The sequence below is a fragment of the Mesorhizobium sp. B2-7-1 genome, from assembly GCF_006440735.1.
Lineage (GTDB): Bacteria > Pseudomonadota > Alphaproteobacteria > Rhizobiales > Rhizobiaceae > Mesorhizobium.
This window is the reverse complement of record NZ_VFUA01000018.1, coordinates 51,968-75,484: the sequence shown is the minus strand read 5'-3', so window position 1 is coordinate 75,484 and position 23,517 is coordinate 51,968. Positions and strand designations below refer to the sequence as shown.

Sequence of the window (23,517 nt, the reverse complement as noted above, 5' to 3'; positions counted from 1 at the left end):
GAGCAGCCTGACAGCGGCGATCAAGGGGCTGGTCAAAGCGTGATGCGGTATCTGGCGAAGCCTGACTCGCCATCGCCCGCCGGCTCGATCTTCAACGACTTGACCTCGGCGATGAAATCCTTGGCCCTGGGTCCGGTCTCGAAGACGACGCTGGCGCCGGGCAGCGGCGCGAACGACCAGTTGTCGTCCGCCGACGGGTTGATGGTGCCCTTGCTGACGACATAGCGCACGATCACGTCGCGGTTGGTGTCCGGCGCCTCGTAGATGATCTTCGAAGCATTGATGTCGGGGAAATTGCCGCCGCCGCCGGCGCGGTAATTGTTAGTGGCAACAACGAATTTCGCTGCCGGATCAATCGGTTTCCCGTCGAATTTGAGGTCGACGATACGGTTGGAGCCGGTATTCGCGGCGCCGCCCTTGGCATCGTATTTCGGCGCCTGCGACAGGTCGATCCTGTAGGTGACGCCGTCGATGACATCGAAATTGTAGGACGGGAAATCGGTGTTGATGAGTGGCTGATCCGCTTTGCCCGGCTCGATATGGTTGAAGATGCCGGCAGACATCTCCAGCCATTCCTTCACCTCGGCGCCGGTGATTTCGACGGCCCGCACCGTGTTCGGGTAGAGATAGAGATCGGCGACGTTCTTGATGGCGATATCGCCCACGGGAACGTCGGTATAGTAGTCGGCGCCGTTTCGGCCGCCGGCCTTGAAGGGTGCCGCCGCCGACAGGAGCGGCACGTCCTTCCACTCGGTGCTCTTCAATATGTCCTTGAGATACCAGGTCTGCGCCTGGTTGACGATCTGCACGGACGGATCGTCGGCCACCAGTGCGAAATAGGAATAGAGCGGCGCCGATGTCTTGCCGACGGGGCGGCGGACATAGGCTAGGGTCGCTTCATGGTCCTGTTCCAGCGCGGCGATGATGCGCTTGTCGTCGCCGACGGTCGCCTTGTTCTTGTTGTCGACGCGCTCATAGATCGGCCGCGCTTCGGAGGTGGCCGACACAACCCGCCATTTCGAGCCGTCGCGCTCCAGAAGCAGGTCGATGAGGCCCATATGCGAGCCCCAGAAGCCGCCCATGACGGCCGGCTTGCCCTGCAGCGTGCCCTTCTCGGTGTCGACGCCTTGAAGCGCCTGGAAATCCTTCTTGCCGGGGAAGACCAGATGCTGGTGGCCGGTGAAGACCGCGTCGATGCCTTCGACGCCGGCGACGAAGAAGGAGGCGTTCTCCATCTTGTCGCCCTGCTTGATATCGATGCCTGAATGCGAAAGCGCGATGACGATGTCGGCGCCTTCTTCCCTGATCTGCGGCACCCAGGCCTTGGCCGCCTCGACGATATCGCGCGTCTGGACGTTGCCTTCGAGGTTCTTCAGGTCCCAGACCATGATCTGCGGCGGCACGAAGCCGATGACGCCGATCCTGATCGGTTGCTCGGCGCCCGAGCCATCCTTGATCTTCCGATCGAGGATGACATAGGGCTTGAGGTACAGCTTGTCGTCGCGCGGGTTCGTGGCAAGCGTAGTGCCGCGGATCAGGTTCGCGCAGACGAAGGGGAAGTTGGCGCCGGCCAACACCTTGTCGAGAAAGGAGAGGCCGTAATTGAATTCATGGTTGCCGAGTGTCGAGCATTCGTAGCCGAGGACGTTCATGCCCTTCATGACGGGGTGCAGGTCGCCATCCTTCATGCCTTTCTCGTAGGCGATGTAGTCACCCATCGGACTGCCCTGCAGCAAGTCGCCATTGTCGATCAGCATCGAATTCGTGGCTTCCTTGCGCACGGCGTCGATCAGTGAGGCTGTGCGCGACAGGCCCATCGTGTCGTTCGCTTTGTCGGCGTAGTAATCGTAAGGCAGCAGGTTCACATGGATGTCGGTAGTCTCCATGATCCTGAGATGCGCCTGACCGGCCGCGGCTCGGGCGGAGAACGGGTGCAGCATGATCAGCGCGCCGCCGGCAGCGGCGCCGGCCAGGAATTCCCGGCGGGAGAATCGGCGACGGGAGACGGGCAGTCGTGACATTCTCTTCTCCTCTTCGACAACGCGACAACCCCTGCCCCAGCACGAAGCATGGCGCTGAAGGCGCCGTGAGTCCACGTGCGCGAAAAGCCTTTCGATCACGAGAAGGTGACGCGTCGATGAAGCAGGGGATGGCGAAGTGATCAGCTTTTGTCGTCGTCGCCCTGGGTGATCAGGCGCGCGCTGCGCTGACCGGTCAGGTAAATCCATAGCCAGCTAAGTGAGACCGCTAGGCGGTTGCGGAAATCGATCAGGAAATAGATGTGCGCTATGCCCCAGAGCCACCAGGCGAGCCAGCCGGTGAGCTTAATCCAGCCGAAGTCGATGGCGGCGGCGCGCTTGCCTATCGTCGCCAGATCGCCGGCATGCCGGTATTGGAAAGGATGCGTTGCCGTGTCGCCGGCGAGCCGCGCCCTGATCGTCGCGGCAACGTGCTTGCCCTCCTGCTTGGCCGAGGGCGCCACGCCCGGCACCGGCTTTCCATCCGGCCGCAGCACATGCGCGGTGTCGCCGATGACGAAGATGTCTGGGCTGCCCGGCACCGTCAGGTCGGGTTCGACCATCACCCTGCCCGCCCGATCGGCCGGCACAGCCAGCCACTCAGCCGCCGGCGAAGCGGCAACGCCGGCCGCCCAGATGATCGTCCTTGCCGGCAGGCGTTTGTCGTCGAAGACGACACCTTCAGCATCGAGCCTGGTGACCGGACGCCCGAGCTCGACGGTGACGCCGAGCCGTTCCAGCGCCTTGCGGGCGTAATCGGAAAGCTGCGGCGCGAAATTGGCCAGGATACGGTCGCCGGCTTCGATCAGAACGACCCGCGCCTGGCGGGTGTCGATGTTGCGGAACTCGCCTCGCAACGTGTCATGCGCAAGCTCGACAATGGTGCCGGCGAGCTCGACGCCGGTCGGTCCGCCGCCGACGATGACCAGCGTCAGCAGCGCCTGGCGCTTCGCCGGGTCGGTTTCGCGCTCCGCCTGCTCGAAAGCGAGCAGGATGCGGCGCCGGATCGTCGTGGCATCCTCGAGCGTCTTCAGTCCCGGCGCGAAGGGCTCCCATTCGTCATGGCCGAAATAGGCATGGCGCGCGCCGGTGGCGAGCACCAGCGTGTCGTAGGGGACCGAGCTGCCGTCGTCGAGCAGCACGCGTCTGCCGGCGCGGTCGACGCCGGTGACATTGCCGAGAAGCGTCGTCACGTCCTTGCGCCTGCGCAGCAGATGACGGATCGGCCAGGCAACCTCCGAGGTCGCGAGCGACGTCGTCGCCACCTGGTAAAGCAGCGGCTGGAAAAGATGGTGATTGCGCTTGTCGATCATGGTGATGCGCACCGCGGAACCAGCCAGCGCGCGCGTGAGCTCGAGGCCCCCGAAGCCGGCGCCGACGACTACGACTCTATGCTCGGTTTCGTTCATTTCATTCCACCTCGCCAGGTGCAATTGCCGCCTATGATGTAAGTATTTTTGTGCGTTGCAACAATATTGAATCGGGCAATGACCATGCCGGGGAGTCGTCGCGCGGCGTCGTGAATGCACATGCGACTGCCTCGGCGCAGGTATAGCGTGAAACAAAACGACAGGAGCCAGCATGGCTGACAACCGCGATGACGAAGCGCCGGGACAATACGCCTCACCGCCCTGCTTCATGCATGAGCTCGACCCGGAATACCGGGAGCCGCTTTCCGACTGGACGGATGTCAGACGCTGGCGCAAGGCGGAGCGCGAGCGGCTCATCAATGCCCGCCTCGCCGTTTCAGCCGATGCGCGCGCCGCCATGTCGGCGCGTATCGCCGACGGCCTCGACGCGCTGATCGGAGACATAGCCGGCCGGATGGTCAGCCTCTACTGGCCATTTCGCGGCGAGCCGGATTTGCGCGGCTGGATGGCCTCGATCAATGAGCGCGGCGGCCGCACCGCGCTGCCTGTCGTCATCGAGAAGGGACAGCCGCTGGTCTTTCGCGCCTACAGACCGGGCGACCGGCTGGAAAAAGGCGTCTGGAACATTCCGATCCCGGCCGAAGGCGATCCGGTGCTGCCCGACATCGTGATCTCGCCGATCGTCGGCATCGATCCTGGCAACTACCGGCTGGGCTATGGCGGCGGCTTTTACGACCGTACGCTCGCCGCGATGCCGTTCAGGCCGCTGGTCATCGGCGTCGGCTACGAATTGCAGCGCATCCCGACCATTTATCCGCAGCCGCACGATGTTCCGATGAGCGAGGTGGTGACGGAGGCGAATGCCGCCTAAACCATCCAGGCCCAGTCGATCGGATAGTGGAAAATCGGGGTGAAAGTCACGCCAACCGCCTCCATGTCCCTGCGACCGTCGATGGCCATCTCCTTCAGCGTGTTGAGTTGCGCCGCATGCTCGTCGGTATCCCAGACACTAACTTGGACCATCGAGCCCTTCGGCGAGACGCCTGAGTAAAAGTGGAGGAGCCCCGGCAGCCGTCTGACGGCCGGTATTATATACTGCGAGGTCTTCTTGCTCGCAGCGTCGACTTCGGGGAACCGAACCGGGTCGAAGGTGGCGCGCGAGATGCGGACGACGGAGGTTGCCGGCAATGACTCGGCCAGAGTGACTCTTTCTGTCATGGTCCAGCCGCTGCCTCTTTAATTGTGCCGAGGCCGGACGCTAAGCAATTCCAGGCAACGCGTGAAACGGTTTCATCCGGAAATGGCGTCAAAACAAAGTGAACAAAGAGAGCGAGAGGTCGACTGTTCCGTCAAGCGATGAACCTCGCTAGGCCATCTCCGGCCGCAGCCCGACCGCCGTGCGATCGACGATCTCACGCAGCGCGAAGGACGAGTTGATCTTGGTCACATGCGGCATGGCCGACAGCCATTCCTTGTGGATGCGCTCGTAGTCGACGAGATCCTTCGCCGCGATGCGCAGGATGTAATCGTATTCGCCCGACATCAAATGGCAGGAAAGCACGTTCGGGCAGCGCTTGATCGCCGCCTCGAAATCCGACAACGTCTTCTCGAATTGCCCTGACAGCGATATGTGCACGATCGCCGTCATCTGGTGGCCGAGCGCCGAATTGGACAGCCGCGCGTGGTAGCCGCGGATGGTTCCGGACTTCTCCAGATTGTCGAGCCTGCGCGAACAGGCCGATTGGGAAAGGCCGACCTTTTCGGCAAGCGCCGCATTGGGGATCCGCCCATCCTTCTGCAAAGTCTCCAGAATGGCGATATCAATCCTGTCGAGCCGCATTTTTCGTGGTTCCTGCGAATTTCCAGTCGTTTTGCGCAACGATTATCGAAGAGCAGCCATTGCCGCAAGTGCATTCGCAAACACATACGCAACGATTCGTGGTTGACTGCGATTATTGCGTGTCACCTCCAAATCGCGCGGCGTTCTGGAGCTGATGGCATGCACCAATGACAGGGAGAGCGCCCCTTGAAAGGGCGCGGACAGGAGAAGAACGATGCGTGTCGGCTGCCCCAAGGAAATCAAGAACCATGAGTATCGCGTCGGCCTGACGCCGGGCTCGGTCCGCGAATATGTCGCGCATGGCCATGAAGTGCTTGTCGAGACCGGCGCCGGCGCCGGCATCGGCGCCGACGACAACGCCTATCGCGCCGCGGGCGCGACCATCGCCAAGACCGCCGCCGACGTGTTCGCCAAGTCGGACATGATCGTCAAGGTCAAGGAACCGCAGCCCAACGAATGGGTCCAGCTGCGCGAAGGCCAGATCCTCTACACCTATCTCCACCTCGCTCCGGATCCGGAGCAGACCAAGGGTCTTCTTGGCTCAGGTGTCACCGCCATCGCCTATGAGACCGTAACCGACGATCGCGGCGGCCTGCCGCTGCTCGCCCCGATGTCGGAAGTCGCCGGCCGCCTTTCGATCCAGGCCGGCGCCACGGCGCTGCAGAAAGCCAATGGCGGCCGCGGCGTGCTGCTCGGCGGCGTGCCCGGCGTGCTGCCCGGCAAGGTCACCGTGCTCGGCGGTGGCGTCGTCGGCCTGCATGCGGCCAAGATGGCCGCCGGCCTCGGCGCCGACGTCACCATCATCGACCGTTCGATCCCGCGCCTGCGCCAGCTCGACGACATCTTCGGCGGCCGCGTTCATACGCGTTACTCGACCGTCGAGGCGCTGGAAGAAGAATGCTTCTCGGCCGACGTCGTCATCGGCGCCGTGCTGATCCCGGGCGCCGCGGCGCCCAAGCTCGTGACCCGCGAAATGCTTTCCGGCATGAAGAAGGGCTCGGTGCTGGTCGACGTCGCGATCGACCAGGGCGGCTGCTTCGAGACTTCGCATGCCACGACCCACGCCGATCCGACCTATGAGGTCGATGGCGTGATCCACTATTGCGTCGCCAACATGCCTGGCGCCGTGCCGGTCACTTCGGCGCACGCGCTCAACAACGCGACGCTGCATTACGGCCTGCAGCTCGCCGACAAGGGCCTCAAGGCGCTGGTCGACGACCACCACCTGCGCAATGGCCTCAACGTCCATAAGGGCAAGATCACCAACCGCGCCGTCGCAGAGGCGCTCGGCTACGAGATGGTCGAACCAAAGGCGGTCCTTGCCGCCTGACAAATCCGCAGAGATTTCCTTCCGTCGCCCGCCGGTCATTCCGGCGGGCTTTTTCTTGCGCGCAAACTGGTCGCGCCAAGAAACCGGGCAACAAAAAAGCGGAGCAAAAGCCCCGCTTCCTCGAGTGTTGGGACCTGCCGCCGGTTCATCCGCGGTCGACAAATCATCAACGACCCTTTTCTAGCGCAGTCGTGCGACGGGAATACGACAGTCCGGAAAGGCCCGGTTCCCACCTTCCGGGCCATTATGCGTGCTTGTGTGAAATGCTTCACATTCGCTCCGCGCGAAGGACGCCTAGACACGGGCCGTTACTGGCGGCCTGAGCTGCTTTCCGAGTCGGACAAGTCCGGCTCGGACAGCACTGGTCGACAGCTTCTGTCAGACCCTCCAACGGCCCGCCTGACCATCGGCTGGCTTCTTTTTGGGTCATACCGGTTTGGGATCAGGCCCGCTCGATGCGGCATTGATAGCAATTGTTCCGGGCCGAGCGGACATGGATGTAGGCGATGTCTTCGCGCCCAAGTAGCGTCTGCGCGCGGGCGGCAATGTCGTCGGTCGGCGTCACGGCGCCGCTGCCATAGACGATGCGATCGTCCTTGCCATAGCCCCTGACGATGTAGTCGCTGCTTTCGAGCATCTCCGGCAGCGCATCGCCTTCCGCAGCGCGCTCGCATTCCTCGGCGTGCAGGAAGATAGGGCCGGTTTCGGCGTAGGGCTGCAGTTCCGGGAACGGCCGGTAGGCGACGATCAAGTAGCCCTCGCCCGCGGCGACATTCTTCAGGCAGTGCCTGCAGGGCACGCCGTCGCCGTCGGAGATCTGGCGCTCCGGGGCGCGGCCGTAGGCATCGGGCGCTCCCCGCTGCAAGGCGCGCACGGCTTCGGTCGGCAAGGCTTTGAACTGGATGCTCATGGCAAATCTCCGGGTGTCGATTTCCGGAAATTATGCCCTTAGGGCGGTGTCTCCCACCCGATTCCTGACCGACCGCGCGCGCACGTGAAAGAGCCCGGCCGCTTTGAACAGGCCGGGCTCCGTTGTCGGTATTATCGCTTCGTCGTCAGCGCACGAAATCGTCGAAGCGGCGCAGCGTCACGCGGCGGTTGCGCCAGTTTTCCTGCTGGGTCTGCACAAGCAGGAATTCCTCGCCGTAGCCGACGGTGTCGAGCGCGTAGGCCGGCACGCCGAACTCACCCACCAGCGTGCGTTTCAGCGACGCTGCGCGGCGTTCGGACAGGACCTGGTTCGATTCGAAAGAACCCACCGCGTCGGTGTGGCCTTCGATCAGGATGCGGGCGCCGCGGTCGCGCCGCAGGATGCGATGGAGCGCGTCGGCAATGATTTCGACCTTGCCATATTGCGAGGGAGCGATAGCGGCCGAGCCGAACTCGAAATTGATCGACTGGATGTCGATCGAACGCGCCATGCGCCGCAGGTCAGGCCGGCGCTTGAACTCGCGAATGGTGACGCGCTCGTTCGGGCGCAGCTTCTTCCTGGGAGCTGCGTCGAGCTGGCGCTCGATGGTCGCGGCCGAAGGCGTCGTCGCCTGCGCGGATGCCAGGCTCGGCATGGCAATTGCCGCGATCATGGCTACGGCGAATGTACGTCGGGTCAACATTGTCTTTTCTCCTATAAGCTCGGCCTCGTAATGCGGCCGGACAATGGCAAAGACAGTCTGAAGCGGCGATGAACGGGATGTTCAGTCGGTGGGACTCGCCGCTTTCCGCCCGAAACTGCTTGAGCGGCTTAGCCTCGCATGACGCTGGCCGAGCGCTCGGCGAAGGTCAGCGGATGCACGACCTCCTTCTTCTGCGCCACGGGGGCGAAGCCGAGCTTCTGGTAAAGCGGAAGCGCCGCCGGATGGTCGAGCGTGCAGGTCTGCACGGTGACGCGCCTTGGCCCATGCGCCCAGGCAGCCGAGATCGCGGCGCCGAGGAACCAGCGGCCGATGCCTTGGCCGTGCGCATGCTCCATCATGCCGAAATAGGCGAGCTCCACTTCGTCCGGCAGATGCGGCTTGAGATCGAAGAAGCCGGCAGGAGCGCCGTCGAGATAGAGCACGCGGATGTCGCGGTCCTCGCGGTGCAGGCCGGCGGCAAGCTCCTCGTCGCTCAGTCTGAGCACATTGACCCAGTGCCATTTGCGCCCGACGCGATCCATCAGGTAGCGGTAGAAATGAAGCGGGATATCTTTCGTCTTCAGCAGCGCGATCTGGCGGTTGTAGGGGATTGGCGGCGAAACCGCGGGTGCGGCATGCATCTCCAGGAAGGTGACGGTGACATCGATATCTTGCAGCGCGCCGTTTTCCATCATTCTTTCCCCGTCACCACCGGCGTGTCGCTGAGACCGCCCCATTCCGTCCAGGAGCCGTCGTAAAGCCGATTGTTGGCATGGCCAAGCGTCTCCAGCGCCAGCGTGATCGCCGCCGCCGTGATGCCCGAGCCACAAGACGTGACGACCGGCTTCGACAGGTCGATGCCGGCGTCCTCGATCACCTTGCGCAAGCGGTCCTTGGACAGCAGCTCGCCATTCTCGGCAAGCGCCGTGATCGGAACATTGTGTGCGCCCGGCATATGGCCCGAGCGGACGCCCTGGCGCGGCTCCGGATCGGTCCCGGCAAAACGGCCGGCAGAGCGCGCATCCGCGACCTGGCTCTCTCCGTCGCCGACAATCCTGCGCATCTCGTCGAGGCCGACGACCCGGCCCGCATCGAAATCGGCATGGAAGACGCTCGGCGCGATCTTCGTCGGCTCCGCCGTCACGGGTCGCCCCTCTGCTTTCCAGCGGTCGATGCCTCCGTTCAGGATGTAGACCTGGAAGACGCCCATGACACGGAACATCCACCAGGCGCGCGGCGCCGAGAACAGGCCCGGGCCGTCATAGACGACAATGGTGTCGTCGGCCGAAACGCCCATGGCGCCGACATATTGGGCGAAGTGCTGCGGCGAGGCCAAAGTGTGCGGCAGTTTCGAATCCGGATCGGAAACCGCATCCTGGTCGAGGAAGCGCGCGCCGGGAATGTGAGCGGCATCGTATTCGGCGCGGGCATCGCGCTTTTGCGCCGGCAGGTACCAGGAGGCGTCGACGATGGTGAGACCCGGCTCGCCAAGTTGCTTTTCCAGCCAGTCGGCGTCGACGATGAAAGGACTATCCTGCGCCATTTTTGTTCTCCCTGCCCCACCTTCGCGCTTAGAGCATGATGCCGAAGAATGTAGAGCGGCTGTCAGGCGACATCATGCTCTACCTCCTTGATTTCGAACGATTTCAGGTCGTTTCGAGCCGAAATCATCCGGCGGTCAGTTCGCCGGTATCGGCCCGAAGCGGATGCGGAAGCGGCGGTTCTCGCGGCCTTTCTTCTCGATCTTGCCGATATGGATCTCGCCGACCTCGCCGGTCGACTTCACATGGGTGCCGCCGCATGGCTGGCTGTCGATCGAGCCGTTGTCGCCGATGCAGACCAGACGGATTTTTCCCGTGCCGACGGGAGGGCGGACGTTCTTCGATTTCACCAGGCCGGGATTGGCGGCAAGCGCCTCGTCGGTGATCAGCCGGGTGAAGATCGGATGATCGGCGCGCACCAACTCCATCAGCCGGGCCGTCACATCCTCCTTGGTGAAGCCGGCGTCGGGAATGTCGAAATCGACACGGCTGTCGTCCTCCGCGACCGCCGCCCCGGTGATCGGAAACGGACAGACCACGGTCAGCAGGTGGCAGGCGGAATGCATGCGCATCAGGAGATACCGCCGCTCCCAATCGATCAGGAGCTTTAGCCTTTCGCCGATAATGGGCATCGCCTGCTCCGGCGCCGGCACATGGATGATCTCATCCTTGGTCTCGCCGGTGATGCTGGCGGCGATCGCAATGCGGCTGCCATCAGCGCGTTCGAACATGCCGGTATCGCCCGGCTGCCCGCCAGACGTCGCATAGAAGACGGTCCGGTCGAGAAGGATGCCGCCACGGTCGTTGATGGCGACCACCTCGGCCTCGGCCGTCTTCTGATAGGCGTCGTCGCGAAACAGCGCCTCGGTCTTGCGCGCCATCATGCCACCTTTTCGAACGGCACGGAAATGCCGGTCTTCTCTTCCATCCAGCCCGGCACCGGAAGGTTCTTGCCGCGCAGGAACTCCGGATTGAAGAGCTTGGATTGGTAGCGCGTGCCGTAGTCGGCAAGGATTGTCACGATCGTGTGGCCGGGACCAAGCTCGCGCGCCAGCCGGATGGCGCCGGCGATGTTGATGCCGGTCGAGCCGCCGACGCAGAGCCCCTCCTCCTGGATCAGGTCGAAGATGATCGGCAACGCTTCTTCGTCCGGGATCTGGTAGGAGAAGTCCGGCATGAACCCGTCCAGGTTGGCGGTGATGCGGCCCTGCCCGATACCCTCGGTGATCGAGTTGCCGTCGGATTTCAGTTCACCGCTGGTGTAGAAACTGTAGAGCGCGGCGCCCAGCGGATCGGCAAGCGCGATCTTGACGTCCTTGCTCTTGCCCTTGAGCCCGAGCGCGACACCGGCGAGCGTGCCGCCGGAGCCTACGGCCGAGACGAAGCCGTCGATCTTGCCGCCGGTCTGGGCCCAGATTTCCTGCGCGGTCGTGCGGACGTGGCCGTCGCGATTGGCGACATTGTCGAACTGGTTGGCCCAGATCGCGCCGTTGGGTTCGGAGCGCGCCAGTTGCTCGGCAAGGCGGCCCGACAGTTTTATGTAATTGTTGGGGTTCTTGTAGGGCACGGCCGGCACCTCGATCAGTTCCGCGCCCAGGATCTTGATCACGTCTTTCTTTTCCTGGCTCTGCGTGTCGGGGATGACGATCACGGTGCGATAGCCGAGCGCCTTGGCGACCAGCGTCAAGCCGATGCCGGTGTTGCCGGCAGTGCCTTCCACGATAAGCCCGCCTGGTTTCAGGAGCCCGCGCTGTTCGGCATCGCGGATGATGAACAGGCCGGCCCGATCCTTCACCGATTGCCCTGGATTCATGAACTCGGCCTTGCCGAGGATTTCACAACCGGTCGCTTCCGAGGCCTTGTTGAGCCGGATGAGGGGCGTGTTGCCGATCGCTTCGATCACAGAACGGGGCATGCGGGATTCCTTCATGTGTGCGGCGAGACCCTAAAAACCGGACGCCGCGGTTTCAAGGCAAGATTTTGCCTGGTCCAGTCGCATTCCGGATGGTGCAACGCTCGCGATCATTTCAACGCCACGGGCCAAAACCGCTCTTTTCAATCGATTTCTCCGCCGCTAGAGCAAACCGGAACATTCACAGGACATCCCATGGCACTCTACCGGGCCAATCCGAAAGACGGTGTCGCCTGGATCACGGGCGGCAGCAGCGGCCTTGGCCGGGCGTTGGCCAAGGATCTCGCCAATCAGGGCTATGCCGTCGCGGTAACGTCGCTGCCGGAAGATCCCGCCGACACGCTGATCGTCGAAACGGCGCAAATGTCCGGGCATGCGAGGTCCTTTCCCTGCGACGTGACCGACGAGCACGGCATGGCGCGCACGGCCGCCGCGATCGAAGAGCAAATGGGGTCGATCGTGCTTGCCGTCTTCAACGCTGGCAACTACATCGCCACCCCCGGTGAGAATCTGGTGGTGCGCGACTTCCACCGCTCCTTCGCCGTGAACTATTTCGGCATCGTCAACGGCGTGGTGCCTGTCGTCGAGCATATGCGCGTGCGCGGACGCGGCCATGTCGTTCTGGTCGGATCGGTCACTGCCTATTCCGGTTGGCCTACCACGGCGGCCTATGGCGGCACCAAGGCCGCGATCAACATCCTGGCGGAGTCGCTGAAATACGACTTCGACAAGATGAACATCCGTATCCAGGTCATCAATCCGGGGTTCGTCGACACGCCTCTGACCGAAAAGAACAAGCTGCCGATGCCGGGCCTGATGCCTGTGCACCGCGCGTCGCGCCGCATGGCGCGCGGCATCATGAAGGGCGGTTTCGAAGTCACCTTCCCGTATCACGTAAGCTGGCCGTTGAAGTTCCTCGCCCTGCTGCCGCGGCCGATCTGCCGGTTCGTCATCGGACTCACCACCCATTGGTGGGGGCGGCCGTTGCATTTCGACCGCAAGCTGCCCGGCAGCAAAGATCCGTCCCGCGACAAGGCGACATGAGCCGGCGAAACAGCGATTGCCCGCCGGCAGGGACGGCCATAGGTTGGGAATCATAGCTTGGAGACTGTAATGGGGCGGCGGATCGTGCTTGCGGTGCTTGGCCTTGCAGTCATCCTGGTCGCGGGATTTTTCCTCGGCCCGCGCGTGCCGGTCGACACCACAATCCGTTTCAATCCATCGGTGATCGGCGACGACCCGCAGGCCTATCTGGCGCGTGAGGAGGCTGCCGTGCCCAACATCCGCGACGGGCTCGACAAGGAGATCATCTGGGCGAACCCGATGGTCCATGTGAAGACGCCTTTGGCCATCGTCTACATCCATGGCTTTTCGGCCTCGAAGGGCGAGGTCCGCCCGTTGCCGGACGATGTCGCGGACGAATTGGACGCCAACCTTTTCTACACGCGGCTGACCGGCCACGGCCAGGACGGCGAGGCCATGGCGCAAGGCAGCGTCAACGCGTGGGTCAACGACTATGAGGAGGCTTTGGCGATCGGCCGCGCCATCGGCGACAAGGTGATCGTCATCGGAACCTCGACCGGCGGCTCGCTGGCGGCATGGGCCGCCACGCAGCCGGGCGCGTCGGACGGTGTCGCGGCAATCGCTTTCATATCGCCGAATTTCGGCGTCAAGGCGTCCGGTGCCGAGTTGCTGACCATGCCCTGGGGCGGGCAGCTCGCCGAGCTTGTCGGCGGCAAAGAGCGCAGTTTCCCCGCGCGCAACGCGCTCCACGAAAAATTCTGGACCACCAGATATCCCATGAAGGCGGTGCTGCCGATGGCAGCGCTCACCAACCTTGCCTATGAGGCGCCGGTCGAGAAGGCGACGATCCCTGCCCTGTTCATCTTCTCAGATTCCGACAAGGTGGTGCAGCCGGACCGGACGCGCGAGATCGCCGGGCGCTGGGGCGGTCCGCACGAGCTGGTACCGGTCGACGACACAGGCGACCCGGACAATCATGTCATTGCCGGCGATGTCTTGTCGCCGCAGACCACGGCCTTTCTCACCCAGCGTATCGTGGTGTGGGTCAAGGCGCTGATGCAGCAGCAATCAGGCCAATGAAATCGGGCCGGTGAAATGAAAACGGCCGGAGCATGCTCCGGCCGTTTCTGTTCCTGGTATCCCGCTGGAACTCAAGCCGCCCTGTTCGCCGGACGCTTGCCGCCGAAGCGGCGCTTGTTATTGCCCTTGAAGCGCTTGAAACCGTCGGGCTTGATCGAGCCATTCGGCTTGGCGGCCGCCGGGCGCTCGCCCTGCGGCTTCGGCCCGCGCTCGCCGTGAGGCTTGCCGCCGAAACGCTTGTTATCGGCACCATTGCCCGGGCGGCGACCGTCGCGACGGCCGCCGTGATGCTCGCGGTCATTGGCCGGCTCGAAATGGCGCTCGGTCTTTTCCCGGGGGTCGCGCTGCGGATCCGGGCTGCCAAGATGATCGGCGATGACCGGCAGCTTCATGCGGATGATGCGCTCGACCTGCCGCAGCTTGGCGTTTTCCGAAGGATCGCAAAGCGTGATCGCAATGCCGTCCCTGCCGTTGCGGCCGGTGCGGCCGATGCGGTGGACATAGCTTTCCGCTTCGTCCGGCAGGTCGAAATTCACGACATGGCTGATGCCGGGCACGTCGATGCCGCGTGCCGCGATATCGGTCGCGACCAGGATGCGAACCGAGCCATCGCGGAAATCGTTGAGCGCCTTCTGGCGGGCGTTCTGTGATTTGTTGCCGTGGATGACCGCGGCTTCGAAGCCGTCGCGGGCAAGGTCCTTGGTGACGCGGTCGGCGCCGTGCTTGGTGCGTGAGAACACGATCACCGCGCGCATCGCCTCGTCGGCCAGCATCTTGGACAGCACCTGGCGCTTCTGCTTGGTGCGGGCAAGCACCACGCTCTGCACGATCTCGGCCGCCGCCGTGCTCTGCGGCGCGACCTCGATGCGGACCGGGCTCTTCAAAAGACCCTTGGCGAGCTCGGCGATCTCATCCGGCATGGTGGCCGAGAACAACGCTGTCTGGCGGTCCGGCGCGGTCGCCTTGGCGATGCGCTTGACGTCATTGATGAAGCCCATGTCGAGCATGCGGTCGCCCTCGTCGAGAACGAGCCATTTGGTGTCGGCAAGGATAAGATCGCCTTCGCGCACCAGATCGGTCAGGCGGCCCGGCGTGGCGATCAGAACGTCGACGCCGGGGGCGATCTTCTTCACCTGACTGAAGCGCGAGACGCCGCCGAGCACGAGCGCGGTCGAGACATGCGCGCCCTTGGCGAGCACCTTGATGGTGTCCTCGATCTGCACGGCGAGTTCGCGCGTCGGCGCCAGGATCAGCGCGCGCGCCGTCTTTGGCCGGCGCTTGGTGCCGAGGCCGATGATCTTCGACAGGATCGGCAGCGCGAAGGCCGCCGTCTTGCCCGAGCCGGTCTGGGCGATGCCGAAAATGTCACGGCCTTCCAGTTGCGGCGGGATCGCCTGCACCTGGATCGGCTTCGGCTCGGTAAAGCCGGCGGCAAGGGTCGCCTTGAGCAGCGCGCCCGAAATTCCCAGAGCGGCAAAGCCCGACAGCTGTGTGGCAGAACCGTTCAGTTCTGCTGTGTTTTCATTGGTCAAAATAATCTTCTTTCAAGCGGCCTCTGGCCGCAAACATCAAATGGCGGCAGGGCGCAACCTGCCGTCGAAACAATCATCAGGAAACGACAAGGCGGCGGACGTATCCGTCCGCTCGGCTGCGCTGTCGTGCCCGCGGGCTTCATGCCCCGGGACTTTTTCACCGTCTTGCCGATCGACCGGGGCCGATTTGGCGGAAAGAGGGAAAACAGACGCAACCAGTCTCATTCGCGGAGAAAGCCGGACAAGCCGGCCCAAGCGCCTATGCCGCTGCATATGGCCGAGTCCGGCCCGAAATGCAAGAGGGTCATGTTGCATCGCAGCAAAAACCCAAGAGCCGCGACGATATAGGGCGTACCTGGGATCACCAGTTCTCGAGTTCCTTTGATCTCGCCACCCCGCCCGAGAAAGGGGTTGCCGACAATAGCCGAGCTGTCTTTGAATGGATCTCATTGACGACCCGCGCTGCGGCGCGTGGGTTGTGTTGGCCGATGTAGTCGCCGATTGATGCAAGTTCGATCAAATAGTGTCGGGTCCAGACAATCCGCACAGATCGTTATGCCCGACCGTATTTGTTCAAAACGGCGGCTATCTCTTCTTCATCTCCGAAGTCGCCACAATCGGCGGCCTCGATCCCGCCTGAATGCCGGCGATCCACTTTTCCTGCCACGCGAGCGAGCGACCGTGGGACAGGGCATCTTCAATGATCTGATCGCGAGTGAGTGTTGAACGCGAGGTCAGCATTTCGATCCTGCGATTCAAATCCTCGGATATTTCGACATTGTTCTTCATCGTTTCATTCTGCCATACACAGCTCCCGGCTTCCAAGATCGCTCAAGAAAGGCAGCGCTTGCGCTAGCTCGCAGGCATCTTTACCACGAAAGCAGCTTCCCATTCAGGAACCGTGCGATGAAAGATGTGCTGAAGGAACTCGAGCGTCGCCGCGAAATCGCCCGCATGGGCGGCGGCAAGGACCGCATCGAGGCACAGCACAAGAAGGGGAAGCTCACCGCCCGCGAGCGTATCGAAATCTTCCTCGACGAGGGCTCGTTCGAAGAGTTCGACATGTATGTCGAGCATCGCTCGACCGATTTCGGCATGGAGAAGACCAAGATCGCCGGTGACGGCGTCGTAACCGGCTGGGGCACCGTCAACGGGCGCCCGGTCTATATCTTCGCCAAGGATTTCACCGTGTTCGGCGGCTCGCTGTCGGAAGCGCATGCCGAGAAGGTCATCAAGGTCCAGGAGATGGCGCTGCGCAACCGCGCGCCGATCATCGGCCTTTACGACGCTGGCGGCGCCCGCATTCAGGAAGGCGTGGCGGCGCTCGGCGGCTACGCGGAGATATTCCAGCGCAACGTGCTCGCCTCCGGCGTCATCCCGCAGATCTCGCTGATCATGGGGCCTTGCGCCGGCGGCGACGTCTACTCGCCGGCGATGACCGACTTCATCTTCATGGTGCGCGACACCTCCTACATGTTCGTCACCGGGCCGGACGTGGTGAAGACGGTGACCAACGAGACGGTGACCGCGGAAAGCCTCGGCGGTGCTTCCGTCCACACCACCAAATCCTCCATCGCCGACGGCGCCTACGACAACGACGTCGAGGCGCTGCTGCAGATGCGCCGGCTGGTCGACCTGCTGCCGGCGTCGAACACGGCCGAAATCCCTGAGATCGAGTGCTACCAGTCGGTGGCCGACCACGACCTCTCGCTCGACCGGCTGATCCCCGACAATGCCAACAAGCCGTACGATATCAAGGAGCTGATCCTGAAGGTCGCCGACGAAGGCGACTTCTTCGAGATCCAACAGAGCTTTGCCAAAAACATCGTCACCGGCTTCGGTCGGGTCGAAGGCCGCACGGTGGGTTTCGTCGCCAACCAGCCGATGGTGCTGGCCGGCGTTCTCGATTCCGACGCCAGCCGCAAGGCGGCGCGCTTCGTGCGCTTCTGCGACTGCTTCTCGATTCCGATCGTCACCTTCGTCGACGTGCCGGGCTTTCTTCCCGGCACTGCGCAGGAATATGGCGGGCTGATCAAGCATGGCGCCAAGCTGCTCTTCGCCTATGCCGAGGCGACCGTGCCGAAGATCACCGTCATCACCCGCAAGGCCTATGGCGGCGCCTATGACGTGATGGCGTCGAAGCATTTGCGTGGCGACATGAACTACGCCTGGCCGACGGCGCAGATCGCGGTGATGGGCGCCAGGGGCGCGGTCGAGATCATCTATCGCAAGGATATCGGCGATCCGGGGAAAATCGCTGCCCATACAAAGGCTTATGAGGATCGCTTCCTGTCGCCCTTCGTCGCCGCCGAACGCGGCTATGTTGACGAGGTGATCATGCCGCATTCGACCCGGCGCCGCGTCGCCCGGGCGCTGCGCATGCTGCGCAACAAGGACATGCAGAATCCGTGGAAGAAGCACGACAACATCCCGTTGTGAAACGACCTCCATCAGCCGAAAGGACGACAACCGCCAACATGAGCGCTGAGACGAAATGCGAATAACGCTTGCGGCCCAGGGCCTTATTCCGTGCAAAGGCTATGGCGGCATCCAGCGGCAGGTCGAGTGGCTGACCACGGAAATGGTCAAGATGGGCCATCAGGTGACATTGATCGCCGGCCCGGGATCGTCACATCCGCTGTGCGAGGTCCGCCACGCGGTGACCAATGACGAGTGCCGCGCGGCCGTTCCCAAGGATACCGATATCGTCCATCTTCACGCCTGGAAGGTCGAGGTCCCCTTCCCGACGCTCAACACCGAGCGCGGTCATCTGCCGGATTACCCGAGGCCGCAGCCGAACTGGAGCTTCATCAGCGCCCGCCATGCCGAGCTGCATGGCCGCAAGACCTTCGTCTATAATGGCTTTCCGGTGGATGCCTATCGCCTGGCGCCGTCGAAGAACGACCATCTGTTTTTCATGGCGGCCATCGCGCGGGCCGGAAAGGGCCTCAACCGGGCGGTGGATCTCGCGAAAAAATACGATTTCAAGCTCGACATCGCCGGCGGCTCGCGCTGGAAGCTGCTTGGCCGCAGCAAGACCCGCCGTGAGGGCGTCTTTTTCAAAAGCCTGTCGTCCCGCTTCCGCTATCACGGCATGGTCGACGGTGAGCCAAAGGTGCGCCTGCTGGGTGAGACCAAGGCCTTCCTGAACCCAATTTCCTGGGAAGAGCCTTTCGGCAACGCGCCAGTCGAATCCATGTTGTGCGGCACACCGGTTTTGACGACGGCACGCGGCGCGTTGCCCGAAACCGTCGATGCCGATACCGGCCGCTTCTTCGACACGGACGAGGAGTTCGCGCGCGGTTTCGGCGAAATCAGCGGTTTGTCGGCGCAAAGATGCCGCGAATCCGCGGCAGACCGGTTTCCGATCCAGAAGGCCGCAAAAGCCTATCTGGAGCTCTACCACCGCATTCTTGATGGCGAAGCGCTTCCGTGAGACATCACGCAAGTGTCTCCCATCAGCGGCGGCCGCTTCGGATCGAAAAGGTTTCGCGCATTGCGCCCCATCCTGGTTTTCTGCCTGCCGGCGATCGGTGACTTCATCCGTTGCCACGCGGCCGTCCGGATCATCGCCGAGCGTTTTCCGGGGCAGCCGATCGATATCGTCACCTCGAGGCTCGCCGCTCCGCTGGCGCGGCTGATGCCGCATGTCCGCAAAGTCTGGATAGCGGAGAAGCACTGGAAGCCGGGACTGAAAGAACGCGCAGGTCTGGCGCGCGAAATCCGCAAGGAAGATTACCAGGCGGCCTATTTGCTCACCAGCAGCACGAAGGCTTCGCTGGTGCCGTGGCTGGCCGGGATACCGGAGCGCATCGGCTATCCGCGCGAGTTCCAGTTCGGCATCGTCAACCGGCTGCCTGCCGGTTGGCTGAAGTCGATGGTGGCCTTCGGCCCGCGCAAGGCACGGCTTGCAGAACAGGTTTGCACAATCGCGCGTCTCGGCAAAAGGCCGGCCGAAGACGGACCGTTGCCGGCTCCGCAACTGGTCGTTTCCGCAGAGGAGCTTGCGGATTGGCGCCGGCGCAACGGGATCGACCCGGCGAAACCGGCGATCGCACTCTACACGTCCGACTTTGCCAACAAACGCTCGTGGCCGATAGAGCGCTTCGTCTCGATCGCGCGCGACCATGCTGCTCGCGGCTGGTCGGTTTGGCTGATCGGCGGGCCGCGCGAGCGGCAGGCTGCCGCGGAAATCAAAGCTCATTTGCCCGAGGCGATCGACTTCACCTCGACGCCCGATATCGCGGAAGCCATGTGCCAGATCGCAGCCTCGACCGTCTTTCTCGGCGTCGATGGCGGCATCTCTCATGCCGCTGGAGCGCTGGGCGGTCCATGCGTGCTCATATACGGTTCGAAGCGGGCCTATGTGCACGGTCCGGTGAACGAACAGGTGATCTTTCTCGAACCGCCGATTTCGACACCGGGTTGGGTGGAGAACACGCGCGCCGTGAGCGAAGACAGGGTTCGCGAGGCGCTCGCGGCAGCGATCCGCAAACACGCGCCGCAGTTCGCCTGAACTATTCCTCCGCGGCTGCCCCGAAACCCGTGCCCATGCCCGCGCGCGCCGTGGTCGCCCATGGCGTGGCATGGTTGTCGATGCGCATCTGGAAGATGAAATAGGTCGGCGAGCAGAAGCCGATGCCCTTGACCTTGGCGGCGCCCGGCGTGTCCGCCGGCAGCGACTGGCACATATAGTCCTCGCGGCAGAAATGCTCGGCCGAGCAGGCCGGCCGGTTGCCGCGGTTGACCGCGCCGCCGAGACACTGGTCGAAATTGTTGGTGGCCACGCAGATGTCGAACTTCTTGCCGCCGACCAGGCCGCAGATTTCACTCGGCATCGGCTTGCCTGCCTTGAAGGCGGCGAAGCTGCGGTCCTTGTCATCGCAGGCGCGGTAGGCGAAGCCTCCTGGAACGCCGATCTTCGGCGGCCGGCAAGTATAGGCGGTGCGCGAGATCGCCGGCGCGGGGGCGGCGAACTGGCCGGTGATCTTGTAGCGATCGTTGAAAGGCTGCGCCGCGTTGCTGGCAATCGAGCCGGTCAGGCATGGGTGGCCTGAAAACATCTTGTCGCTGTCCTTGGGCAGCAGGCACTGCGCCAGTTTTGTCCTCACCTCCGAAGCGGTCGCGATCGGCGTGCAGACCGTGCCGGCGCCGCATTGCCAGGTGCTACCGAAGCGGCTTGCGTCTTCTGGCACCAGGCACGGCATCGCCGTTTCGGCCGGCGCATAGGAGACCTCGCCAGTGTCTTTCCAGGCGGCGGGCGGCGCGAAGGAGAGCGGGCGAAAGCGGTTGGGTTCCCTGCCCTCGGCTGTCGCCTTGAGCCACGCTTCGCGGCGCGCGATCTCGGCATGGAGATGCGGCGAGATGCCGACCTCAAGACGGTTGAGCGGCGAGGTCGTGGCATCGTCGGGCCCTATGAAATGGAAGCCGGCGGTCGAACCCGCCTGATGGCAGCCCTGGCAAGCGCCGTTGTCGAGCCGCTCGACCAAAGCGTCCGGCGTGCGCGCCAAGGTGAATTTCGAATAGTCGAGCCCGACGAACTCTTTGGGATCGAACAGCGGCGTGAACGGATGATTGGCCTGCCTTGCGCTGCCGAAGGTCGACCAGGAGATGACGTTACGGGCGAGGAACTCGTCCGGGATTTCGTAGACGCCGAGATCGACCGCCGCGGCATTGGCGCGAACATAGTCGGCGAGCCGTGCCTTCAATTCTGCATCCTGCGCAAGCCGGGCCGTGTCCGGCGTATTTTCCAGCGGTTTCTCGCCGACCGTCGCGCCGTCGATACTGAAGATGCGCATCAGGTAAGCGGCCTGCCCGCCGAACTCGGTTTCCTGGCCGGAAGGAAAGCGAACCACCTGCGCGTTGAGCTCGAGCTGCTTGAAGGACAGCGAGGCCTTTTCGAGCGGCCCGCCGGTCAGCCAGCCGGCATCGACGGTTTCGTCGAGCTGCGGCGACCAGCGGCCGGCACCCCCCGTACAGCCGCCGTCGGCGTCTTGCGCGACGCGGTATATGGCGCTGAAGTTGAACGGCAGGCGCGAGGCCAGCTGCTTGCCGTTCTTCTTGAACGAGTAGGCCAGGCGATAGATGAACCGCACCTCGCCGCAGCTCGTCTCATTGCCAAGCGCCGCGAAATCGCGCCGGTCGAGCCGGTTAACGACCCCGACCAGGCGGAAACGCGCCGCGTTCGTCTTCAGCCAGCGTATGTCGATGATGCGGCCGACATTGCCGTCGGTCACTTCATAGAGGGTGCGGCCGCCGGCCTTCACGTCGGCGCGCAACGCCGCAACGTCTGCCGCGACAGTCTCGACGATGGCGTGATAGGCCGGTGCGGAATCGTAGAGGGTTTCCAGGTCGTCCTTGCCGTCGACACCGAAGAGGCCTGCGAAACCGTATCCCTTGGCGTCGAGCGTGGCGAGCACGCGCGGGTCGTCGACGATGGTGACCGGATGATCGGCGGGGCGCGCCGATTGCGCGGCGAACAGCGCGGGGAGAAGGGCCGCGATAAGGAGCCCCAGCCGTTTCATCGGACAGTGGTCTCCATCAGTTGACGCAGAACCGGCACCATAGCCAGGGGCAGGTCTTCGGCTATCAAACCCGGCCCAAAGCGGCTGCCGGCTTCGGCATGAATCCAAACCCCAGCGCAAGCCGCTTCGAAGGCCGGCATACCTTGCGCGAGAAGCCCGGCAATGATGCCGGCCAGCACGTCGCCCGAGCCGGCGGTGGCAAGCCAGGGCGCGCCATTGCTGTTGATCGCGGCACGGCCATCCGGCGATGCGATCACGCTGTCGGCGCCTTTATAGACGATCACGGCGTTGGAGCGCTCTGCGGCGGCGCGCGCCTTGGCCAGCTTCGACATCGCCTTGTTGCCGGCAATGTCGGCAAACAGCCTGCCGAACTCGCCCTCATGCGGCGTCATGATCAAGGCCGGCGCGTCCGGCCTGCCGGCCGCCTCGAACAGCGTCGAGGCCGCGTTGCGGAAAGACGTGATGCCGTCGGCGTCGAGCACGAGGCCCTCGACGCCGCCGTCCTGGCGGTTTTTGGCGAGCACGGCGAGCGTGAAATCGCGTGCCTTGTCGCCGATGCCGAAGCCGGGGCCGAGGACAAAACTCGATGGCCGGCGATCGCCGATAAGGTCATGCACGTCCTCGATCGCATCGACCTTGCGTAGCATGATGGAGGTCAGATGCGCCGCGTTGACCTGCATGGCGTTGGCGGGCGAGAGCATGGTGACGGCACCTGCCCCGCTTCGGGCTGCCGCAAGCGCCGAAAGGCGCGCCGCGCCTGTCACGGATGGTCCGCCCGAAAAGACGCTCGTGTGGCCGCGCTTGTATTTATGCGCGTCGATGGCCGGCGTGGGAAAGTCCGCGATCCAGAGTCCAGGCCGGTTCTCGAAGGTTTGCGGCGCGATCGCGTCGATAATCTCGTCGAGAATGCCGATATCGGCCAACACGATCTCGCCGCATCGCTCGCGGCCAGGCAGAAGCAGGTGCCCAGGCTTCTTTCGCGCGAAGGTCACCGTGAGGACCGCGCGAAATGCCGAGCCGAGGACTTCGCCGCTTTCGCCGGATACGCCCGAAGGCAGGTCGATCGCGACGACCGGGAGGTTCATCCCCGTTACGATGTCGACCGCGCCCTTGGCGTCGCCGGTGAGAGGCTTCGACAAGCCCGCGCCATAGATCGCGTCGACAACCAGCGAGCCGGCTTCCGCGGTGAAGGCCGAAAGCGGGTGCCGCTCCAGAGGGCAGTCAGCCCCCGCGAGCGCGGCGTCGCTGCCTGCCCGCGGTTCGCCCGACGCCCACAGGGCCACATCGACGCCGGCCTCGGCCAGCAGCCGCGCCACGACATAGCCGTCGCCGCCATTGTTGCCGGGGCCGCACAGCACGTGGACCCTCTTCGCGCCAGGGTAGCGCGCCAGCGCGACGGCAGCGGCCGCCTCGCCGGCACGTTGCATCAACCCATAACCGTCGAGCGGCCCGGCAGCGATCGCCAACCGGTCGGCCTCGGCCATTTCGGCCGGCGATAGAAGTTCATTGCGCATGGGATTGCCGATCTCCATGCGATCAAGCATTGTCCAGTTTTCGGTTCGAAGCAAACCAGCGCGACCGCGCATCTGCTGCGCGTCCGGTCGCATCCGGGAGGGGTTCCGCCTGCAAATTGCGCTGTCTGCCCATTTTTTGCGCAGACGTGAGGAGGAGCGATGTATAGGGTTTGGGCGTCCATGACGCATCCGATGCAGCGGATGACGCGAATTTGCATCC

Annotated in this window: 20 protein-coding genes and 1 pseudogene; 7 read left to right on the top strand and 14 right to left on the bottom strand. The window is 63.7% G+C overall.

Annotated features, from left to right (window positions below; translation table 11 throughout):
• Positions 1-32: 32 nt before the first annotated feature.
• Positions 33-2,021, bottom strand: a complete 1,989-nt coding sequence (locus tag FJ471_RS10240; RefSeq protein WP_140803030.1) for a bifunctional 2',3'-cyclic-nucleotide 2'-phosphodiesterase/3'-nucleotidase — start codon at positions 2,019-2,021, stop codon at positions 33-35.
• A 140-nt stretch (positions 2,022-2,161) separates the two neighbouring features.
• Positions 2,162-3,427: an NAD(P)/FAD-dependent oxidoreductase gene (locus FJ471_RS10235; protein WP_140803029.1), complete on the bottom strand. Its 1,266-nt coding sequence runs from the start codon at positions 3,425-3,427 to the stop codon at positions 2,162-2,164.
• Between the two features lie 172 nt (positions 3,428-3,599).
• Here FJ471_RS10235 and FJ471_RS10230 point away from each other — a divergent pair, with 172 nt between their 5' ends.
• The gene (locus FJ471_RS10230; protein ID WP_140803028.1) at positions 3,600-4,259 is read left to right on the top strand and encodes a 5-formyltetrahydrofolate cyclo-ligase; all 660 of its coding nucleotides are present in this window, start codon (positions 3,600-3,602) and stop codon (positions 4,257-4,259) included.
• Here the strand turns inward: FJ471_RS10230 and FJ471_RS10225 are convergent.
• Both FJ471_RS10225 and FJ471_RS10220 read right to left on the bottom strand, forming a co-directional pair.
• Positions 4,256-4,606 (bottom strand): hypothetical protein, encoded by a 351-nt coding sequence (locus FJ471_RS10225; RefSeq protein WP_140803027.1) that lies wholly within the window; start codon positions 4,604-4,606, stop codon positions 4,256-4,258. The genes FJ471_RS10230 and FJ471_RS10225 overlap by 4 nt on opposite strands.
• Before the next feature lie 148 nt (positions 4,607-4,754).
• The gene (locus tag FJ471_RS10220) at positions 4,755-5,228 is read right to left on the bottom strand and encodes an Lrp/AsnC family transcriptional regulator (RefSeq protein WP_040982960.1); all 474 of its coding nucleotides are present in this window, start codon (positions 5,226-5,228) and stop codon (positions 4,755-4,757) included.
• Between the two features lie 214 nt (positions 5,229-5,442).
• Here FJ471_RS10220 and ald point away from each other — a divergent pair, with 214 nt between their 5' ends.
• Positions 5,443-6,558, top strand: a complete 1,116-nt coding sequence (ald, locus tag FJ471_RS10215; RefSeq protein ID WP_140803026.1) for an alanine dehydrogenase — start codon at positions 5,443-5,445, stop codon at positions 6,556-6,558.
• A 442-nt stretch (positions 6,559-7,000) separates the two neighbouring features.
• Here ald and FJ471_RS10210 read toward each other — a convergent pair whose 3' ends face one another.
• The 6 genes from FJ471_RS10210 to FJ471_RS10185 form a co-directional block, all read right to left on the bottom strand.
• The gene (locus FJ471_RS10210) at positions 7,001-7,468 is read right to left on the bottom strand and encodes a DUF1203 domain-containing protein (protein ID WP_140803025.1); all 468 of its coding nucleotides are present in this window, start codon (positions 7,466-7,468) and stop codon (positions 7,001-7,003) included.
• A 145-nt stretch (positions 7,469-7,613) separates the two neighbouring features.
• Entirely contained in the window at positions 7,614-8,171 is a 558-nt protein-coding gene (locus tag FJ471_RS10205; RefSeq protein WP_140803024.1) for an OmpA family protein, read from the bottom strand.
• A gap of 128 nt (positions 8,172-8,299) precedes the next feature.
• Entirely contained in the window at positions 8,300-8,863 is a 564-nt protein-coding gene (locus tag FJ471_RS10200; RefSeq protein ID WP_140803044.1) for a GNAT family N-acetyltransferase, read from the bottom strand.
• A complete protein-coding gene (gene sseA / locus FJ471_RS10195) occupies positions 8,863-9,714 on the bottom strand; it encodes a 3-mercaptopyruvate sulfurtransferase (protein ID WP_140803023.1) in 852 nt (283 codons plus the stop codon). The genes FJ471_RS10200 and sseA overlap by 1 nt, the downstream gene beginning before the upstream one ends.
• Before the next feature lie 135 nt (positions 9,715-9,849).
• Positions 9,850-10,593, bottom strand: a complete 744-nt coding sequence (locus FJ471_RS10190; protein WP_140803043.1) for an alanyl-tRNA editing protein — start codon at positions 10,591-10,593, stop codon at positions 9,850-9,852.
• Positions 10,593-11,627 carry a cysteine synthase A gene (locus FJ471_RS10185; protein WP_140803022.1) on the bottom strand — a complete coding sequence of 345 codons (1,035 nt, stop codon included), beginning with the start codon at positions 11,625-11,627 and terminating at the stop codon, positions 10,593-10,595. The genes FJ471_RS10190 and FJ471_RS10185 overlap by 1 nt, the downstream gene beginning before the upstream one ends.
• A gap of 192 nt (positions 11,628-11,819) precedes the next feature.
• Between FJ471_RS10185 and FJ471_RS10180 the strand changes: the two genes are divergently transcribed.
• Both FJ471_RS10180 and FJ471_RS10175 read left to right on the top strand, forming a co-directional pair.
• The gene (locus FJ471_RS10180) at positions 11,820-12,668 is read left to right on the top strand and encodes an SDR family NAD(P)-dependent oxidoreductase (protein WP_140803021.1); all 849 of its coding nucleotides are present in this window, start codon (positions 11,820-11,822) and stop codon (positions 12,666-12,668) included.
• 69 nt (positions 12,669-12,737) lie between these two features.
• On the top strand, positions 12,738-13,727 hold the full coding sequence (locus FJ471_RS10175; RefSeq protein WP_140803020.1) for an alpha/beta fold hydrolase: 990 nt from the start codon (positions 12,738-12,740) through the stop codon (positions 13,725-13,727).
• Positions 13,728-13,798: 71 nt separating this feature from the next.
• On the opposite strand, the gene FJ471_RS10170 is transcribed toward FJ471_RS10175, so the two are convergent.
• Together FJ471_RS10170 and FJ471_RS10160 are read right to left on the bottom strand one after the other, a co-directional pair.
• Positions 13,799-15,259, bottom strand: coding sequence for a DEAD/DEAH box helicase (locus FJ471_RS10170; protein ID WP_140803019.1), 1,461 nt, complete (start codon positions 15,257-15,259; stop codon positions 13,799-13,801).
• Positions 15,260-15,812: 553 nt separating this feature from the next.
• A pseudogene (locus FJ471_RS10160) lies at positions 15,813-16,048 on the bottom strand (transcriptional regulator).
• 117 nt (positions 16,049-16,165) lie between these two features.
• On the opposite strand from FJ471_RS10160, the gene FJ471_RS10155 reads away from it, so the two are divergent.
• The 3 genes from FJ471_RS10155 to waaF are packed head-to-tail and all read left to right on the top strand — an operon-like array spanning position 16,166 to position 19,775.
• Complete coding sequence (locus FJ471_RS10155) at positions 16,166-17,698, top strand: acyl-CoA carboxylase subunit beta (RefSeq protein ID WP_140803018.1); 1,533 nt, start codon at positions 16,166-16,168, stop codon at positions 17,696-17,698.
• 55 nt (positions 17,699-17,753) lie between these two features.
• Positions 17,754-18,695, top strand: coding sequence for a glycosyltransferase (locus FJ471_RS10150; RefSeq protein ID WP_140803017.1), 942 nt, complete (start codon positions 17,754-17,756; stop codon positions 18,693-18,695).
• 60 nt (positions 18,696-18,755) lie between these two features.
• On the top strand, positions 18,756-19,775 hold the full coding sequence (gene waaF, locus FJ471_RS10145) for a lipopolysaccharide heptosyltransferase II (protein ID WP_140803016.1): 1,020 nt from the start codon (positions 18,756-18,758) through the stop codon (positions 19,773-19,775).
• 1 nt (position 19,776) lies between these two features.
• On the opposite strand, the gene FJ471_RS10140 is transcribed toward waaF, so the two are convergent.
• Positions 19,777-21,783, bottom strand: coding sequence for a hypothetical protein (locus tag FJ471_RS10140; protein WP_140803015.1), 2,007 nt, complete (start codon positions 21,781-21,783; stop codon positions 19,777-19,779).
• Positions 21,780-23,297 carry an NAD(P)H-hydrate dehydratase gene (locus FJ471_RS10135; RefSeq protein ID WP_140803042.1) on the bottom strand — a complete coding sequence of 506 codons (1,518 nt, stop codon included), beginning with the start codon at positions 23,295-23,297 and terminating at the stop codon, positions 21,780-21,782. Before FJ471_RS10135 ends, FJ471_RS10140 begins: the two co-directional genes overlap by 4 nt.
• Positions 23,298-23,517 lie beyond the last annotated feature (220 nt).

Bases quoted from the DNA above. Each gene is read 5' to 3' on its own strand.
- FJ471_RS10240 (WP_140803030.1), bottom strand. From the start codon at position 2,021: ATGTCACGACTGCCCGTCTCCCGTCGCCGATTCTCCCGCCGGGAATTC.
- FJ471_RS10235 (WP_140803029.1), bottom strand. From the start codon at position 3,427: ATGAACGAAACCGAGCATAGAGTCGTAGTCGTCGGCGCCGGCTTCGGG.
- FJ471_RS10230 (WP_140803028.1), top strand. From the start codon at position 3,600: ATGGCTGACAACCGCGATGACGAAGCGCCGGGACAATACGCCTCACCG.
- FJ471_RS10225 (WP_140803027.1), bottom strand. From the start codon at position 4,606: ATGACAGAAAGAGTCACTCTGGCCGAGTCATTGCCGGCAACCTCCGTC.
- FJ471_RS10220 (WP_040982960.1), bottom strand. From the start codon at position 5,228: ATGCGGCTCGACAGGATTGATATCGCCATTCTGGAGACTTTGCAGAAG.
- ald (WP_140803026.1), top strand. From the start codon at position 5,443: ATGCGTGTCGGCTGCCCCAAGGAAATCAAGAACCATGAGTATCGCGTC.
- FJ471_RS10210 (WP_140803025.1), bottom strand. From the start codon at position 7,468: ATGAGCATCCAGTTCAAAGCCTTGCCGACCGAAGCCGTGCGCGCCTTG.
- FJ471_RS10205 (WP_140803024.1), bottom strand. From the start codon at position 8,171: ATGTTGACCCGACGTACATTCGCCGTAGCCATGATCGCGGCAATTGCC.
- FJ471_RS10200 (WP_140803044.1), bottom strand. From the start codon at position 8,863: ATGGAAAACGGCGCGCTGCAAGATATCGATGTCACCGTCACCTTCCTG.
- sseA (WP_140803023.1), bottom strand. From the start codon at position 9,714: ATGGCGCAGGATAGTCCTTTCATCGTCGACGCCGACTGGCTGGAAAAG.
- FJ471_RS10190 (WP_140803043.1), bottom strand. From the start codon at position 10,593: ATGGCGCGCAAGACCGAGGCGCTGTTTCGCGACGACGCCTATCAGAAG.
- FJ471_RS10185 (WP_140803022.1), bottom strand. From the start codon at position 11,627: ATGCCCCGTTCTGTGATCGAAGCGATCGGCAACACGCCCCTCATCCGG.
- FJ471_RS10180 (WP_140803021.1), top strand. From the start codon at position 11,820: ATGGCACTCTACCGGGCCAATCCGAAAGACGGTGTCGCCTGGATCACG.
- FJ471_RS10175 (WP_140803020.1), top strand. From the start codon at position 12,738: ATGGGGCGGCGGATCGTGCTTGCGGTGCTTGGCCTTGCAGTCATCCTG.
- FJ471_RS10155 (WP_140803018.1), top strand. From the start codon at position 16,166: ATGAAAGATGTGCTGAAGGAACTCGAGCGTCGCCGCGAAATCGCCCGC.
- FJ471_RS10150 (WP_140803017.1), top strand. From the start codon at position 17,754: ATGCGAATAACGCTTGCGGCCCAGGGCCTTATTCCGTGCAAAGGCTAT.
- FJ471_RS10140 (WP_140803015.1), bottom strand. From the start codon at position 21,783: ATGAAACGGCTGGGGCTCCTTATCGCGGCCCTTCTCCCCGCGCTGTTC.
- FJ471_RS10135 (WP_140803042.1), bottom strand. From the start codon at position 23,297: ATGCGCAATGAACTTCTATCGCCGGCCGAAATGGCCGAGGCCGACCGG.